Annotated in this window: 16 protein-coding genes and 2 pseudogenes; 11 read left to right on the top strand and 7 right to left on the bottom strand. The window is 61.7% G+C overall.

Features of this window, described 5'->3' with window-relative positions:
- The 4 genes and pseudogenes from ACESMT_RS08080 to ptsP form a co-directional block, all read left to right on the top strand.
- Positions 1-902: pseudogene (locus tag ACESMT_RS08080) on the top strand (hypothetical protein); the annotation flags it as partial.
- Positions 899-1,342, top strand: coding sequence for a PTS sugar transporter subunit IIA (locus tag ACESMT_RS08085; RefSeq protein ID WP_372826054.1), 444 nt, complete (start codon positions 899-901; stop codon positions 1,340-1,342). The pseudogene ACESMT_RS08080 and the gene ACESMT_RS08085, both read left to right, overlap by 4 nt.
- Positions 1,311-1,580, top strand: coding sequence for an HPr family phosphocarrier protein (locus ACESMT_RS08090; protein WP_372826055.1), 270 nt, complete (start codon positions 1,311-1,313; stop codon positions 1,578-1,580). The genes ACESMT_RS08085 and ACESMT_RS08090 overlap by 32 nt, the downstream gene beginning before the upstream one ends.
- A 224-nt stretch (positions 1,581-1,804) precedes the next feature.
- A complete protein-coding gene (gene ptsP / locus ACESMT_RS08095) occupies positions 1,805-3,562 on the top strand; it encodes a phosphoenolpyruvate--protein phosphotransferase (RefSeq protein WP_372826056.1) in 1,758 nt (585 codons plus the stop codon).
- A 757-nt stretch (positions 3,563-4,319) separates the two neighbouring features.
- On the opposite strand, the pseudogene ACESMT_RS08100 reads toward ptsP, so the two are convergent.
- The 7 genes and pseudogenes from ACESMT_RS08100 to ACESMT_RS08130 all read right to left on the bottom strand — a co-directional run.
- Positions 4,320-4,700 (bottom strand): annotated as a pseudogene (locus ACESMT_RS08100) (EamA family transporter); the annotation flags it as partial.
- A gap of 115 nt (positions 4,701-4,815) precedes the next feature.
- On the bottom strand, positions 4,816-5,844 hold the full coding sequence (gene lipA, locus ACESMT_RS08105) for a lipoyl synthase (protein WP_372826057.1): 1,029 nt from the start codon (positions 5,842-5,844) through the stop codon (positions 4,816-4,818).
- 23 nt (positions 5,845-5,867) lie between these two features.
- Positions 5,868-6,584, bottom strand: coding sequence for a lipoyl(octanoyl) transferase LipB (gene lipB / locus ACESMT_RS08110; RefSeq protein WP_372826058.1), 717 nt, complete (start codon positions 6,582-6,584; stop codon positions 5,868-5,870).
- 19 nt (positions 6,585-6,603) lie between these two features.
- The gene (locus ACESMT_RS08115; protein WP_372826059.1) at positions 6,604-6,897 is read right to left on the bottom strand and encodes a YbeD family protein; all 294 of its coding nucleotides are present in this window, start codon (positions 6,895-6,897) and stop codon (positions 6,604-6,606) included.
- Complete coding sequence (locus ACESMT_RS08120; protein WP_372826060.1) at positions 6,894-7,793, bottom strand: D-amino acid aminotransferase; 900 nt, start codon at positions 7,791-7,793, stop codon at positions 6,894-6,896. The genes ACESMT_RS08115 and ACESMT_RS08120 overlap by 4 nt, the downstream gene beginning before the upstream one ends.
- Before the next feature lie 40 nt (positions 7,794-7,833).
- The gene (locus ACESMT_RS08125; RefSeq protein WP_372826061.1) at positions 7,834-8,424 is read right to left on the bottom strand and encodes a DUF2062 domain-containing protein; all 591 of its coding nucleotides are present in this window, start codon (positions 8,422-8,424) and stop codon (positions 7,834-7,836) included.
- 22 nt (positions 8,425-8,446) lie between these two features.
- Positions 8,447-8,893, bottom strand: coding sequence for a DUF4149 domain-containing protein (locus tag ACESMT_RS08130; protein WP_372826062.1), 447 nt, complete (start codon positions 8,891-8,893; stop codon positions 8,447-8,449).
- Between the two features lie 15 nt (positions 8,894-8,908).
- On the opposite strand from ACESMT_RS08130, the gene ACESMT_RS08135 reads away from it, so the two are divergent.
- From ACESMT_RS08135 to atpG, 7 genes are read left to right on the top strand one after another with little or no spacing between them, the layout of a single operon-like run.
- Complete coding sequence (locus tag ACESMT_RS08135) at positions 8,909-9,616, top strand: ATP synthase subunit I (protein WP_372826068.1); 708 nt, start codon at positions 8,909-8,911, stop codon at positions 9,614-9,616.
- 12 nt (positions 9,617-9,628) lie between these two features.
- Positions 9,629-10,516, top strand: a complete 888-nt coding sequence (gene atpB, locus ACESMT_RS08140) for a F0F1 ATP synthase subunit A (protein WP_372826063.1) — start codon at positions 9,629-9,631, stop codon at positions 10,514-10,516.
- Positions 10,517-10,563: 47 nt separating this feature from the next.
- Positions 10,564-10,827 carry a F0F1 ATP synthase subunit C gene (gene atpE, locus ACESMT_RS08145; RefSeq protein ID WP_114972255.1) on the top strand — a complete coding sequence of 88 codons (264 nt, stop codon included), beginning with the start codon at positions 10,564-10,566 and terminating at the stop codon, positions 10,825-10,827.
- A 36-nt stretch (positions 10,828-10,863) separates the two neighbouring features.
- On the top strand, positions 10,864-11,334 hold the full coding sequence (locus tag ACESMT_RS08150; protein WP_372826064.1) for a F0F1 ATP synthase subunit B: 471 nt from the start codon (positions 10,864-10,866) through the stop codon (positions 11,332-11,334).
- A 31-nt stretch (positions 11,335-11,365) separates the two neighbouring features.
- The gene (locus ACESMT_RS08155) at positions 11,366-11,893 is read left to right on the top strand and encodes a F0F1 ATP synthase subunit delta (protein WP_372826065.1); all 528 of its coding nucleotides are present in this window, start codon (positions 11,366-11,368) and stop codon (positions 11,891-11,893) included.
- Positions 11,894-11,953: 60 nt separating this feature from the next.
- Positions 11,954-13,567: a F0F1 ATP synthase subunit alpha gene (atpA, locus tag ACESMT_RS08160; RefSeq protein ID WP_372826066.1), complete on the top strand. Its 1,614-nt coding sequence runs from the start codon at positions 11,954-11,956 to the stop codon at positions 13,565-13,567.
- A 27-nt stretch (positions 13,568-13,594) separates the two neighbouring features.
- A complete protein-coding gene (atpG, locus tag ACESMT_RS08165; protein WP_372826067.1) occupies positions 13,595-14,461 on the top strand; it encodes a F0F1 ATP synthase subunit gamma in 867 nt (288 codons plus the stop codon).
- Positions 14,462-14,492: the final 31 nt, after the last annotated feature.

Here is a 14,492-nt window from a genome sequence, read left to right on the forward strand (position 1 = left end):
CCCACACGCTCCGCACTGACGTGTCGTCGCTGCCCCCCGAGGGGGCTGAACTTGCTCGGGGCGGCCCTTCGCTGCGTTCGTCGGCCCCCACGCTCGGCACTGACGTGTCGTCGCGAGGCCTTGCAGGCCGCGGCTCGCGAGACGCTTCGCCTCTGTCGCCTGTCCAAAGCTGCTCAAGCAGCTTTGGAGCCGCAGGCTCCAGCCCCTCGGGGGCTGAACTTGCTCGGGGCGGCCCTTCGCTGCGTTCGTCGGCCAGCCCGGACGCGGACCGCGCGGGCGAAGCCGGCAGTTACGCACACGTGTGGCGCAACAAATATTTCCAGAGGTTGGTGCCGCTGGCTTTTTTCAACTACGGCGGGCTGGTGGCCATGCAGACCCTGTGGGCTGGGCCGTGGATGATCCGGGTTGCGGGCTACACGCCGCTGGAGTCGGCCACCGGCCTGTTTTATATCAACGCCACCATGCTGGTGACCTTCTGGGGCTGGGGCATGGTCAACCCCTGGCTGGCCCGGCATGGCTGGCACGCCACGCGGCTGATCGCCTGGGGCGTGCCGCTGAGCATCGTGGTGCTGGCCTTCAACATCATCGCCGGCTCTGCGACCGGCTGGCTCGGCTGGGCGCTGTTTTGCATGAGCTGCAGCGCCATGAGCCTGGCCCAGCCGGCCATCGGCATGGCTTTTCAGGCCTCGCTCGCCGGGCGTGCGCTGTCAGCCTACAACCTCGTGATTTTTTCCGGCGTGTTTGTGGTGCAGTGGGGCATAGGGCTTTTGATTGACGCCTTCAGGGCAGCGGGGCTGGCTGAAGTGGCGGCCTTTCAGGCTGCCATGGCGGTGTTTTTGTGTTGTTGTATCGCCTCATACGCCTATTTCCTGAGCATGAGCGCCGATAATTCCCAGCAATGAATGGCATTCTCATCATCGCCCACGCACCCTTGGCCTCGGCCTTGCGCCAGTGTGTGCTGCATGTCTTCCCCGACAATCCGGCCGGCGTGGTGGCGCTGGACGTCCAGCCCAACATGCCGCCGGAAGAGACCCTGGCGCAGGCGCGCATTGTTTTTCGCCAGCTCGGCACCTCGCACGTACTGGTGCTGGCCGACGTGTTCGGGGCGACACCCTGCAACGTGGCGCAAAAGCTGGTGGACGGCGTGTCCTCCAAGCTCATCACCGGCGTCAACCTGCCGATGCTGCTGCGCACCGTGTCTTACCGGCACGAGGCGCTGGAGGCGCTGGTTGCCCGCGCGGTGATGGGGGGCACACAGGGCGTGATGCAGGTGGCCGTCACCGCACCACAGAACCAGGCTCGCAGAAATCATGATAAAGAACAGCACGACCATCAGCAATAAACTGGGCCTGCACGCGCGGGCCTCGGCCAAACTCACAAAACTCGCAGGCAGCTTTTCCTGCGAGGTCTGGATGGCCAAGGGCGAGCGACGCGTCAACGCCAAAAGCATCATGGGCGTGATGATGCTGGCCGCCGGTATCGGTAGCATGGTTGAGGTTGAAACCGACGGCGCCGACGAGCAGCAGGCGATGGATGCCATCCTTGCCCTCATCAACGACAAATTCGGGGAAGGTGAATGAATGTTGCCCCCACGGTCGCTCACTGCGTGTAGCTCCCTGCACCTTGCAGGCCGCCGCTCGCCAGAGGCTTCGCTTCTGTTGCCTGTCCAAACCTGCTCAAGCAGGTTTGGAGCCGCATGCTCCAGCCCCGAGGGGGCCGCCCTGTCTGCGGCCCGGCAAAGCCGGTTCCGCGGCTCGGACTGGTTTTGTCCGGCTCGCTTCGCATCGCGGGTGGGAGCGGGCGCTTGACGTTCAGCGTTCATGGCTTGGCCGTCTCGCGCGGCATTGCCATCGGGCGGGCGGTGCTGGTGGCGTCCAGCCGTGCGGACGTGGCGCACTACTTTATTCAGGCGACAAAAACCGCTGAAGAAATCCAGCGCCTGCGCGTGGCCCGCGACGCGGTGGCTGAAGAAATAGCCCGCGTGCAGCGCGACCTGCCGAAAGACGCGCCGCACGAACTCTCGGCGCTGCTCGACGTGCACCTGATGCTGCTGCAGGACGAGCAGCTCATCAGCGGTGTCAAGCACTGGATCAACGACCGGCTCTACAACGCCGAGTGGGCGCTGACCACGCAGTACGAAATCATCGCGCGCCAGTTCGACGACATGGAAGACGAGTACCTGCGCGAGCGCAAGGCCGACCTTGAGCAGGTGGTCGAGCGCATCCTGGGCCACATGAAAGGCGTCGCTTCGCCGGTGTTGCCCGCAGCGGTGGCGGGCAGCCGCGCGCTGCGCCAGCAGGACCTGCTTCTTGACGACACCATGGACGTGCCGCTGGTGCTGATCGCGCATGACATTTCACCGGCCGACATGCTGCAGTTCAAGCAAAGCCTGTTTGTCGGTTTTGCGACCGACGTGGGCGGCAAGACCTCGCACACCGCCATCGTCGCGCGCAGCCTGGATATTCCGGCGGTGGTGGGGGCGCGCAGCGCCAGCCAGCTGATCGAGCAGGACGACTGGGTCATCATCGACGGCGATGCCGGGGTGCTGATCGTCGACCCTTCGCCCATCATCCTGGCCGAATACGGCTTCAAACAGCGCCAGGGTGAACTGGAGCGGCAACGCCTGAACCGGCTGATCCACACGCCGGCGCTGACGCTGGACGGCCAGAAGGTTGAGCTGCTGGCCAACATCGAGATGCCGGACGACACCGCCGGTGCTGTCAGCGTGGGCGCGGCTGGTGTCGGCCTGTTTCGCAGCGAGTTTTTGTTCATGGGCCGCAGCAAGCTGCCCGACGAGCAGGAGCAGTACCTGGCCTATCGCAAGGCGGTCGAGGGCATGAACGGCCTGCCGGTGACCATCCGTACGGTGGACATCGGCTCGGACAAGCCGATCGACAAGCTCGCGGGCCGCGCGCAGGACGGCCAGCTCAACCCGGCGCTGGGCCTGCGCGCGATCCGCTGGAGCCTGGCCGACCCGCCCATGTTTTTGACGCAGCTGCGCGCCATCTTGCGGGCCGCAGCCCATGGCCCGGTGAATTTGCTGGTGCCCATGCTGGCGCACGGCAGCGAGATCCGGCAGACGCTGTCGCTGCTCGACCATGCGCGCGCCGAGCTGGACAACAAGGGCATCGCCTACGGGCCGGTGCAACTGGGCGCGATGATCGAGATTCCTGCGGCGGCGCTGACACTCAAGCTGTTTCTCAGGTATTTCGACTTCCTGTCGATAGGCACCAACGACCTGATCCAGTACACGCTGGCGATCGACCGCGCCGACGAGGCGGTCGCGCACCTTTACGACCCTTGCCATCCGGCGGTGCTGCGCCTGGTGGCCGACACCATTGCCGAATGCAATGCCCAGGGCAAGGGCGTGAGTGTCTGCGGCGAGATGGCCGGCGACAGCGGCATGACGCGGTTGCTGCTGGGCTTGGGGCTGCGCAGCTTTTCCATGCACCCGTCGCAGATCCTTGCCGTCAAGCAGCAGGTGCTGCGGGCCGATGCCGGCAAGCTGCAGCGCTGGGCGCAAGAGGTGCTGGCCAGCGAAGAGCCGGCGTCGTTGCTGTAATCTCTTTACTATCAAAATCGTAGCTGGAAGCGCCCGTGGGGTAAGGGCTGGAGGCGGATTTGGTTCGTGAACCTGCCTTTTTTTATGTCTTTTTGCCTCTGGTGGCGTGGGATTTATGTCAAAACGGCCGCTGGCCCTTGCCGCGCGGGCGTGAATAGCTACAAAATCCATAGCACTACCTTTCTCTCTGCCTGTCATCCCGGACTTGATCCGGGATCCATGGTTGTCGACTACTGCAGCTGTTTTGGCTGTAGTGGTGTGCGAACAAGCCGGGGGTTGCCCGGCGGCAACTTACTTTCTTTTTGCGTCGCCAAAAAGAAAGTAAGCAAAGAAAAAGGCGACCCGATGGTCTGGGTCCCCTGCGCTGCGCTCCGGGGCAACCTGCGGTGCTGACCAAAAGCGGGGTCTCGCTCGAACTCGGCTTCGCCTCAGACAATCGCGAGCCCTGATCCGCTTTTGCCTGCGCTCCTCGGCCCAGCCCGACGGGTGGCGGAACGAATACGCGGTCGAGGATGGATTCCGGCCTTCGCCGGAATGACAGAAGGTTTGCGCGCAAAGCGCACACACCGCTGAATACGCGACCGTCATGTTTGCACGCGAGCGCAGCACACGCGGCCAAATGGGGCTCCCTTCTCTCGCCCAGCGGGGCGAGGGAAGGGCGGGGGGTTGGGAGTGGGGAGTCGCCCCTACTGTCCAGAGCGGGCCACAGGCGGCGCGTGCGGCCGTCCGTTCATTGAGTTTTTACCCTTGTCCCGAACACCGCCGCGCCAATGATCATGGCCGCCGCCACATGTACGACGCGCAGGCGCATGCCTTTGAGAAACAGCGGTGCCAGCACCACCATGAACAGCGGCCATAAATAGTTGACGAGATTGGCCTCGACCGGGGGCGCATGGCGCAACGCGATGAACAGCAGAAAGTGGAAACCGAACAAACCGTAAACGCCCAACGCCAGCGTGGCCGGCGGTATGGCCCACGACCGTCTGTCTTTGAAAACAGCCGGCAGTGCCAGCAAGCTGCCTGTCAGCAGCGCAAGACCAGTCAGTAAAAAAAGCGGGATGTGCTGGAGCGAGACGCCCAGTGAAGCGAGGAGGGCCCACAGCGCGATGGCGCCCAGGGCATACAGATTGGCTGGCATGGCAGCGAGCATAAGCGGCGCGACGAGTTCGGGTCAGTGCCCGTTGGTTATCGCCGGTGCAGGGCCGCTGCCAACGCCGACTACTTGCCGCAACGCCGGGGCGTGTCAGCCACGTTTATCCGATGGCTGCCGCTGCCAGGTCGGCCTTGTCGGCAACGCCTGCAGCGTGGGCCTGCTCGTCGGCGTGGTAGCTGGAGCGCACCATGGCACCGACTGCTGCGTGGGTGAAGCCCATTTTGTAGGCCTCGGCTTCAAACATCTTGAAGGTGTCGGGGTGCACGTAGCGGCGCACCGGCAGATGGCTGCTGGACGGTGCCAGGTACTGGCCAATGGTCAGCATGTTGATGTTGTGGGCGCGCATGTCGCGCATGACCTGCAAAATTTCTTCGTCGGTCTCGCCCAGGCCGACCATGATGCCGCTCTTGGTCGGCACGTCGGGGTGCAGAGCCTTGAATTTTTTCAGCAGGTTCAATGAGAACTGGTAGTCGCTGCCCGGCCGTGCTTCCTTGTAGAGGCGCGCCGTGGTTTCGAGGTTGTGGTTCATCACGTCGGGCGGCGCGGCTTTCAGGATACCCAGCGCGCGGTCGTCGCGGCCGCGAAAGTCGGGCACCAGAATCTCGATGGTGGTCTGCGGCGAGAGTGCGCGGATGCGTGTGATGCAATCCACAAAATGCTGGCTGCCGCCGTCGCGCAGGTCGTCGCGGTCCACGCTGGTGATCACGACGTACTTCAACTTCAGAGCTGCGATGGTTTTGGCAAGGTTTTCCGGCTCGTTGACGTCTAGCGGGTCGGGCCGGCCATGGCCGACGTCGCAGAACGGGCAGCGCCGTGTGCACTTGTCGCCCATGATCATGAAAGTCGCCGTGCCCTTGCCGAAACATTCGCCGATATTCGGGCAGCTGGCTTCTTCACACACCGTGTTGAGCTTGTTCTCGCGCAGGATCTGCTTGATCTCGTAGAAGCGTGTGGTCGGGCTGCCGGCCTTGACGCGAATCCACTCGGGTTTTTTCAGCACCTCGCCGGGCACCACCTTGACCGGGATGCGCGACAGCTTGGCCGCCGCCTTCTGTTTGGCCAGCGGGTTGTAGTTTTCCTGGCTCTGGATATCGCGAACGACAGGATTGACAGCTTCTTGGGTGCTCATGGGTGTTTGCCTTGGGGGTGGCGTCAGGGCGTCAGGTAGGTCTCGAGCTTTTGGCCCAGAACATCTGCCGCCTCTTGCCAGCTTACCGATACCCCGATTGTAGAAAGGTCTGTGGTTTGCAGCCCGGCATAACCACAAGGGTTGATGCGGGAGAAGGGTTCCAGGTCCATCGCGACGTTGAGCGCCACACCGTGGTAAGTGCAATGCCGGCTGACCTTGATGCCCAGAGCGGCAATTTTGCCAAGGCCGCGAAACGGCTCCAGCGGGTCGCGCGGGCCGGTCAGCGCGGCATGCGCGCCCGGCTCGTCCAGCCGCACGTAAATGCCGGGCGAGCCGCCGACCCGGTGGCCCGTCACGCCAAAATGCGCCAAGGTGCGAATCACGGACTCCTCGATGCGGTAAACGTATTCCTTGACGTAATAGCCAGCGCGCTTGAGGTCAATCAGCGGGTAGGCCACCACCTGGCCGGGGCCGTGAAAGGTCACCTGGCCGCCGCGGTCGGTTTGCACCACGGGGATGCCTCCAGGCGCAAGGATGTGCTCGGGCTTGCCCGCCAGGCCCTGGGTGTAAATCGGCGGGTGCTCACAAATCCATAGCTGGTCACGCCCGTCGGTCAGGGGCTGGAGGCCGATTTTGCTTGAGGTTTGTGCCCCGCGCGTTGCGGTGAAGGCCTGCATGGCCTGCCAGGTGGGCAGGTAGTCCACGCATCCGAGGTGCCGGACATCAACATCAGCCTGCATGGGGTGTTGGTCCGCCGGTTTAGAGGACGACCTTGACCATGGGGTGTGTTGACAGCGTGCGGTAAAGCTCGTCGAGCTGCTCGCGGCTGGTAGCGGTGATGGTCACGGTCACGCCCAGATACTTGCCGCCCTTGCTTTCGCGCAGCTCGATGGTGGAGGCGTCGAAGGCCGGGTCGAACTGGCCCGCGATCACGCTGATCGCGTGGACCAGCCCGTCGACTTTTTCGCCCATCACCTTGATGGGGAACTGCGAGGGGTACTCGATCAGCGATTCCTGACGCGGAATTTCAGGGGGTGGCGCGGGCACAGTCACGCGGCCTGCTCCTGTTTGGCGCGCTGGTAGGCGGCGTGCAGCCTGGCGTACACCGGCCCGGGTTTTCCGTTGCCGATGGGCAGGCCGTCAAGTGTGGTGATGGCCAGCACTTCCTTGGTGGCCGACGACAGCAGCAACTCGTCGGCGGCAAACACTTCCTCGCGGCTGATGCGGCGCAGTTCAAAGCCAATGCCGGCCTCGCGGCAGATCCCCTCGATCAGGCCGTAGCGAATGCCTTCGAGCACCAGGTTGTCTTTGGGCGCGCCCATGAGCGTGCCATCCTTCACGGCCCAGACGTTGCAGGCAGCGGCTTCGCTGAGAAAACCGTCGCGAAACATCACCGTTTCCACCGCATCCACGTCGGCGCTGATCTGGCGTGCAAACACCGCGCCCAGCAGGCTGGTGCTCTTGATATGGGCCTTGCTCCAGCGGAAGTCGTCGGCGGTGACACAGGCCACGCCCTGCGCACGCTGCTCGGGCGTGGGCGGTTTCATGGTGCTGGTCATCACAAACACCGTGGGTGCCAGGTCGGGCGGCATGACGTGGTCGCGCAGCGCCACGCCGCGCGTGATCTGGATGTACGCTAGCTGGTCGATTTTTTCGGGGGAGGTGTGCTCGGACAACGCATAGCCGTTGACCAGCGTGAGGACGATCTCGTGCCACTGGGCGTGGGACAGCGGGTTGGTGATGCGTAATTCGGCCAGGCTGCGGTCCAGACGCGCCATGTGCTGGGCGAACCGGAAAGGCTTGCCGGCGTAAACCGGCACGACTTCATAGACGCCGTCACCGAAGATGAAGCCGCGGTCCATGACGCTGATTTTGGCGTCCTTGAGCGCGGTGATCTCACCGTTGAGGTAGCAGGGCGTGTCGGGCAAAAGTGTGGGGGTGGAGATCATCTTGAACAGGGGTTGAGCAATGGCTTATTGTCGCGCAGCCTTATTTCCCGTGCCGCAGGACACGCCGCTTGAGCCAGACGCGCCAGCGCCAGACGAGCTTGACCAATGCATAACCAGTGATGGAGCCGCCTACCGCAAAAATCGCCATGCCCAGCACGGCGGGCCAGCCAAAGCGTTGCAGCCACCCCAGCGCGTCAAACCCGGCGCTGGCCGAAGCGGCCTCCAGCACGGCGTCGCCAGCGGCCACTTCATGCGGCGCCAGGCCCAGGATCAGGCTGCCGAGTTTGTAGGCCAGCCAGAGCCAGAAGCCGATGGTGAAGGGGTTGGTGATCAGGGTGATCCCGGCTGCCACCGGGATGTTGCCCCGCCACCAGACGCAGTGCGCGGCCGCCACCAGGATTTGTGCCACCGGCAGTGCGAAAGCCCAGAAGATCCCGATCGCGACGCCGCGGGCTACCGCCTCGTGCTGCAGATGCCACAGGCCGGGCTCCTGCAAATGGTGGGCCACCGGCTTGAGCCAGGGGTGGGACGCCAGGTTTTCCCGGCTGACGCCTTTTGTGAAGCGGTCGGTCCAGCGCGCATCGCCCTTGCTGGGCGAGGCATCTGGGGAAGTCGGCTTGTGCTGTGTCATGGGCGGGGCAGGCGGCTACGTCTCAGTACAGAAAAATGACGGCGGCAATCGCCAGTGCGCCCAGCCCCAGGTTCAGGCCAGCCAGCTTGGCGATCTGACCCACACGTCGCCCGCCTTCGGGCCAGTCCGCGGCGGCCACGGCCAGTTTCAGGCGCCGGTAGGGACCAAAATAAAGATGGCCGAACAGGGCGAACATCAGCAGGCCGATGCCAAACATCAGGTGCCAGCCCAGCGGGGCGTTTTTCATGCCCACGGCCAGCAGCATGGCCAGGCCGGTGACCAGCAGCAAACCAATGCTGACCCACACCAATCTGAAAAATTTTGTGAGTACCGCTGCAATCAGCGGCAAACGCTGGGGCGGTGCCAATTGCGCCTGTGCCGCAGGTCGAAATGCAAACAGCATGAAGCTGATGCCGCCCAGCCAGACAATGGCGGCGGCGATATGCAGGAACTTCATCAGGGCGGGCATGGGAGACCTTTGGACATGGGCGTTACCGGGACGGGGTGCGCGACGGAGGGCTTCAAGCTTGCGCTAGGCACGTGGGGTCAATTGTCGCCTCCAAACTCCGGCTCTTTTGATCGGTGGTCACTGGCAATCATCGCAGCGCGCGGAAGGGGCATTCTGGGCGCAGGCGGGTTTCTACGTATAATCAGGGGCTTTGCTAATCACCAACCCGTAACCCGCTTGCAATTAGTGACTTCCAAAATGACAAATTCGGCAGTTTCTACAACAGCTTCGGCGTGGACGGTGGTGGCAGAAGACAGTGACTTCAAGCGGCTGACGCGTGATGAGGCTCAAAAACTTCGTCTGGCGCACCCCTCTACCTCCCCATGGGTTGTATTGGCGGGTCAGCTGCTGGTGGGTGTGCTGGCGGCGTGTGCCGCTTGGCTGCTGACCGGTCGGCAAAACGCTGGATGGTCCTCGCTGTATGGCGCGCTGGCGGTGGTGATTCCCGGTGCTTTGTTTGCGCGGGGTTTGATGAGCCAGTTCTCGTCCATCAACGCGATGACTGCCGGATTTGGTTTTTTTGTGTGGGAGGCAATCAAGATTGCCTCCAGCGTCGGGATGCTGTTTGCGGCCCCGCGCTTGGTCCCTGATCTGGACTGGTTGGCAATGCTGATTGGCCTGATCGTGACCCTGAAGGTGTATTGGGTGGCGCTGTTACTGCGTCCGAAACAGAAGACAAACTAAAGAGTTCAAAGAATGGCCGCAGATGCAAACGCCCCGACAGCCAGTGAATACATTGTTCACCACCTGACGCACTGGCAAAACAAGCCGCAGACGGAAATCGTCGATTTCACCGTCTTCAATCTTGACTCCCTGTTTTTCTCCATCCTGTTGGGCGTGGTCGGCTGCTTCTTTCTTTGGAAGGCTGCTCGCGGCGTGACATCTGGTGTGCCTGGGCGTTTCCAGGCGGCGGTCGAAATCCTGCTTGAAATGGTCGATGGCCAGGCCAAGGCGATTGTTCACAACGCCAACAGCCGCAAGCTGGTGACGCCGCTGGCGCTGGTTGTATTTGTCTGGATTTTCCTGATGAACGCGATGGACCTGCTGCCGCTGGATCTGTTGCCTGAACTGTGGGCCCTGGCCTATGGTGCCGCCGGTTACGACCCGAGCCATGCCTACCTGCGCGTCGTGCCCACGGCCGACCTGTCGGTGACCATGGGGCTGTCGGTTTCTGTTTTATTCATCTGCCTTTTCTACAACATCAAGATCAAGGGTGTCGGTGGCTGGGCGCATGAATTGATTTCTGCACCGTTTGGCACCAGCAAGAACCCGATCTTTGCAGTGATTCTGGGCATCATCAACATTGCCGAGCAATTGATCTCTTTCGTCGCCAAAACGGTTTCGCATGGCATGCGGCTGTTTGGCAATATGTATGCCGGTGAGCTGGTGTTCATGCTGATTGCGCTGCTGGGAGGCGCCTGGGCCTTCTCTGAAGACCCATCCGGGTCGCTGATGTTGATGTTGTTGCACGTGGTTGCCGGTTGGGCATGGGCCGTGTTCCACATCATCATCATCTTGCTGCAGGCTTTTGTGTTCATGATGTTGACCCTGGTCTACATCGGGCAGGCGCACGACGCGCATTGATTTTCGTTTTTGTTTTTGGTGTTTTTTCGTTAATTTAGGAGTGAATCATGGAAGTTATTAGTTTTGCTGCTCTGGCTGCTGGTTTGATCATCGGTCTGGGCGCGCTCGGTGCTTGTATCGGTATCGGCATCATGGGTAGCAAGTACCTTGAAGCAGCTGCGCGCCAGCCGGAACTCATGGGCGAGCTGCAAACCAAAATGTTTGTGCTGGCTGGTCTGATTGACGCCGCGTTCATCATCGGTACCGGTATTGCACTGTGGTTTGCAACTGCCAACCCCTTCCTCGCTCAAATCGCACGCCTGGTCAAGTAAGTCCTGCCTGCAACACCTCGTTGAGGGAGATTTACTGTGAACATTAATGGAACACTGGTGGCGCAAGCCATCGTCTTTGCATTGCTGGTGCTGTTCACGATGAAATTCGTGTGGCCGCCGATCGCGAAAGCGCTGGACGAGCGGGCCCAAAAGATCGCTGAAGGCCTCGCTTCTGCCGAGAAGGCCAAGTCCGAACTCTCCGTTGCCAACAAGCGCGTGGAAGAAGAACTTGCCAAATCGCGCAATGAGTCGGCGCTGCGTCTGGCTGAGGCCGAGCGTCGCGCGCAGGCCCTGATCGAAGAAGCCAAGGGCAAAGCTGCGGAAGAGGGCAAGAAAATCATTGCCGCTGCCCATGCTGAAGCCGAGCAGCAGAGCGTCAAGGCCCGCGAAACACTGCGCGAGCAGGTAGCCGCACTGGCCGTCAAGGGTGCTGAGCAGATTCTGCGCAAGGAAGTCAATGCCGCTGTGCATGCTGACTTGCTGGGCCGTCTGAAGACCGAACTTTGACTTTGACTGAAACCTTCAAGCGAGCATCACTATGGCCGAACTAGCCACCATTGCCCGTCCGTACGCTGAAGCGCTGTTCAAGACTGCCGGCAAGGACCTCGCCGGCACCGCCACCTGGCTCGATGAGCTGGCGGCAATTGCCTCGAACGTCCAGTTGCAGCACTACGCGGGCAACCCCAGCGTCACTTCTGCGCAGACCTTTGAAGTCATCTCGGGCGTCGCGAAAAACATGCCGGAAGCTGCAAAAAACTTCCTGCGTGCGGTGATCGACAACGGGCGCCTCAGCGTGTTGCCGGAAATCGCCAGCCAGTTCCGCGTACTTAAAAATACGCAGGCCGGCTCGTCCGACGCCACCGTCTACAGCGCTTTTGCGCTCGAAGGCGCCGCGCTGGCAGACCTGGCGACAACGCTGGAAAAGCGCTTTGGCCGCAAGCTCAACCTGAAGGTCGAGCTGGAGCCCGAATTGATAGGCGGCGTACGTGTCGTGGTGGGTGATGAGGTGCTGGACACCTCTGTCAAAGCCCGTTTAGAGCAAATGAAAGTGGCGCTGGTGTCGTGATCTTGCGCCCAAGCTTCACTTCCCGGTATTAGCCAACAACATAGAAAGAAGGAAAGAGTCATGCAACTCAATCCCGCAGAAATTTCTGAACTGATCAAGAGCCGCATCGAAGGCCTGACAGCCAGCAGCGACATTCGCAACCAGGGTACCGTTGTGTCGGTGTCCGACGGTATCGTGCGTATCCACGGCCTGTCCGATGTGATGCAGGGCGAGATGCTGGAATTCCCGCCCACCGCTGACGGCTCCCCCACTTATGGTCTGGCCCTGAACCTGGAGCGCGACTCGGTCGGCTCGGTGATTCTGGGTGAGTACGAGCACATCGCTGAAGGCGACACCGTCAAGTGCACGGGCCGCATTCTGGAAGTGCCTGTTGGCCCCGAGCTGCTTGGCCGCGTGGTCAATGCACTGGGTCAGCCTATCGACGGCAAAGGCCCGGTCAACGCCAAGATGACCGACGTGATTGAAAAAGTCGCGCCCGGCGTGATCGCCCGTAAATCGGTTGACCAGCCCCTGCAGACCGGCCTGAAGTCCATCGACTCCATGGTTCCGATTGGCCGTGGCCAGCGCGAACTGATCATTGGCGATCGCCAGACCGGCAAGACCGCTGTTGCGATCGACGCCATCATCAACCAGAGGGGCAAAGGCGTCTCCTGCGTGTATGTCGCGATTGGCCAGAAAGCCTCGTCGATCAAAAACGTGGTGCGCGCGCTCGAACAGGCCGGCGCGATGGAATACACCATCGTCGTGGCTGCTTCTGCTGCCGAGTCCGCCGCCATGCAGTACGTCAGCGCCTACTCTGGCTGCACCATGGGCGAATACTTCCGTGATCGTGGCGAAGATGCGCTGATCGTGTATGACGATCTGTCCAAGCAGGCCGTGGCCTACCGCCAGGTCTCGCTGTTGCTGCGCCGTCCGCCAGGCCGCGAAGCCTACCCCGGCGACGTGTTTTATCTGCACAGCCGTTTGCTCGAACGCGCAGCCCGCGTGAACGAAAAGTATGTTGAAGACTTCACCAAGGGCGAAGTCAAAGGCAAGACCGGTTCACTCACGGCTCTGCCCATCATTGAAACGCAGGCTGGTGACGTGTCTGCCTTCGTGCCCACCAATGTGATCTCGATCACCGACGGCCAGATTTTCCTGGAAACCAGCCTGTTCAACGCCGGTATCCGTCCGGCCATTAACGCCGGTATCTCGGTGTCACGCGTGGGCGGTGCTGCACAGACCAACTGGATCAAGGGCCTGTCTGGCGGTATCCGTACCGATCTGGCGCAGTACCGTGAACTGGCTGCGTTCGCGCAGTTTGCTTCCGATCTGGACGAGTCCACCCGCAAGCAGCTCGAGCGCGGCGCCCGCGTGACCGAACTGCTCAAGCAGGCCCAGTACTCGCCACTGCCGATCAGCCTGATGGGTGTGACGCTGTTTGCCGTCAACCAGGGCTTCATGGACGACATTGAAGTCAAGAAGGTCCTGGCGTTCGAGTCCGGCCTGCACAGCTACCTCAAGGACAAGCATGCGCCCCTGCTGGCGACCATCGAGAAGAATGGTCCAAAGTGGGATGCCAAGCCCGCTAAACCCGATGACAGCGACGCGAAAAAGGCCTCCAAGAAGGTGTGCCAGGACGCCGAAGCCGAACTGAAGGCTGCCGTGGCCGAATTCAAGAAATCCTTCGCTTAATTCGTTACCCGAAACCAGGAAACTGTTATGGCAGCAGGTAAAGAGATTCGCGGCAAGATCAAGTCGGTGGAAAACACCCGCAAGATCACCAAGGCCATGGAAATGGTGGCCGCCTCCAAGATGCGCAAGGCGCAGGAGCGGATGCGCGCCGCCCGTCCTTACAGCGACAAGATCCGCAACATCGCGGCCAATCTGAGCCAGGCTAATCCCGAATACACCCACGCCTTCATGGAGTCCAACGACGCCAGTACGACGGGGTTCATCGTGGTGACAACCGACAAGGGTCTGTGCGGAGGCCTCAATACCAATGTGCTGCGCGCCGTGACGGCCAGGCTCAAGGAATTGCAGGCGGCTGGCGAGGATGCCCAGGCGGTGGCCATCGGTAACAAGGGCTTGAGTTTTCTCAACCGTGTTGGCGCCAAGGTCATCTCGCATGTGACCCAGCTTGGCGACAGGCCCCATCTGGACAAATTGATCGGCCCCGTCAAGGTGCTGCTCGATGCGTACAGCGAAGGCAAGATCAAGACGGTCTACCTCTGCTACACCAGGTTCATCAACACCATGCGCCAGGAGCCGGTGGTCGAGCAGTTGCTGCCCTTGACGGCGGAAAGCATGCAGGCGGACAAGGACCAGCACGGCTGGGACTACATCTACGAGCCCGATGCGCAGACCGTGATTGACGACCTGCTGCTTCGTTATGTCGAGGCGCTGGTCTATCAGGCGGTGGCAGAGAACATGGCGTCCGAGCAGTCGGCCCGCATGGTGGCCATGAAGGCCGCGACCGACAACGCCGGCAGCGTGATTGGCGAGCTCAAGCTGGTCTACAACAAGACGCGTCAAGCGGCGATCACGAAAGAACTTTCGGAAATTGTCGCCGGTGCTGCAGCGGTTTAAACCGCGCCACACCTGATTTAAAGATTTAAAG

The sequence above is a fragment of the Polaromonas sp. genome (assembly GCF_041689105.1).
Taxonomy (GTDB): Bacteria; Pseudomonadota; Gammaproteobacteria; order Burkholderiales; family Burkholderiaceae_C; genus Polaromonas.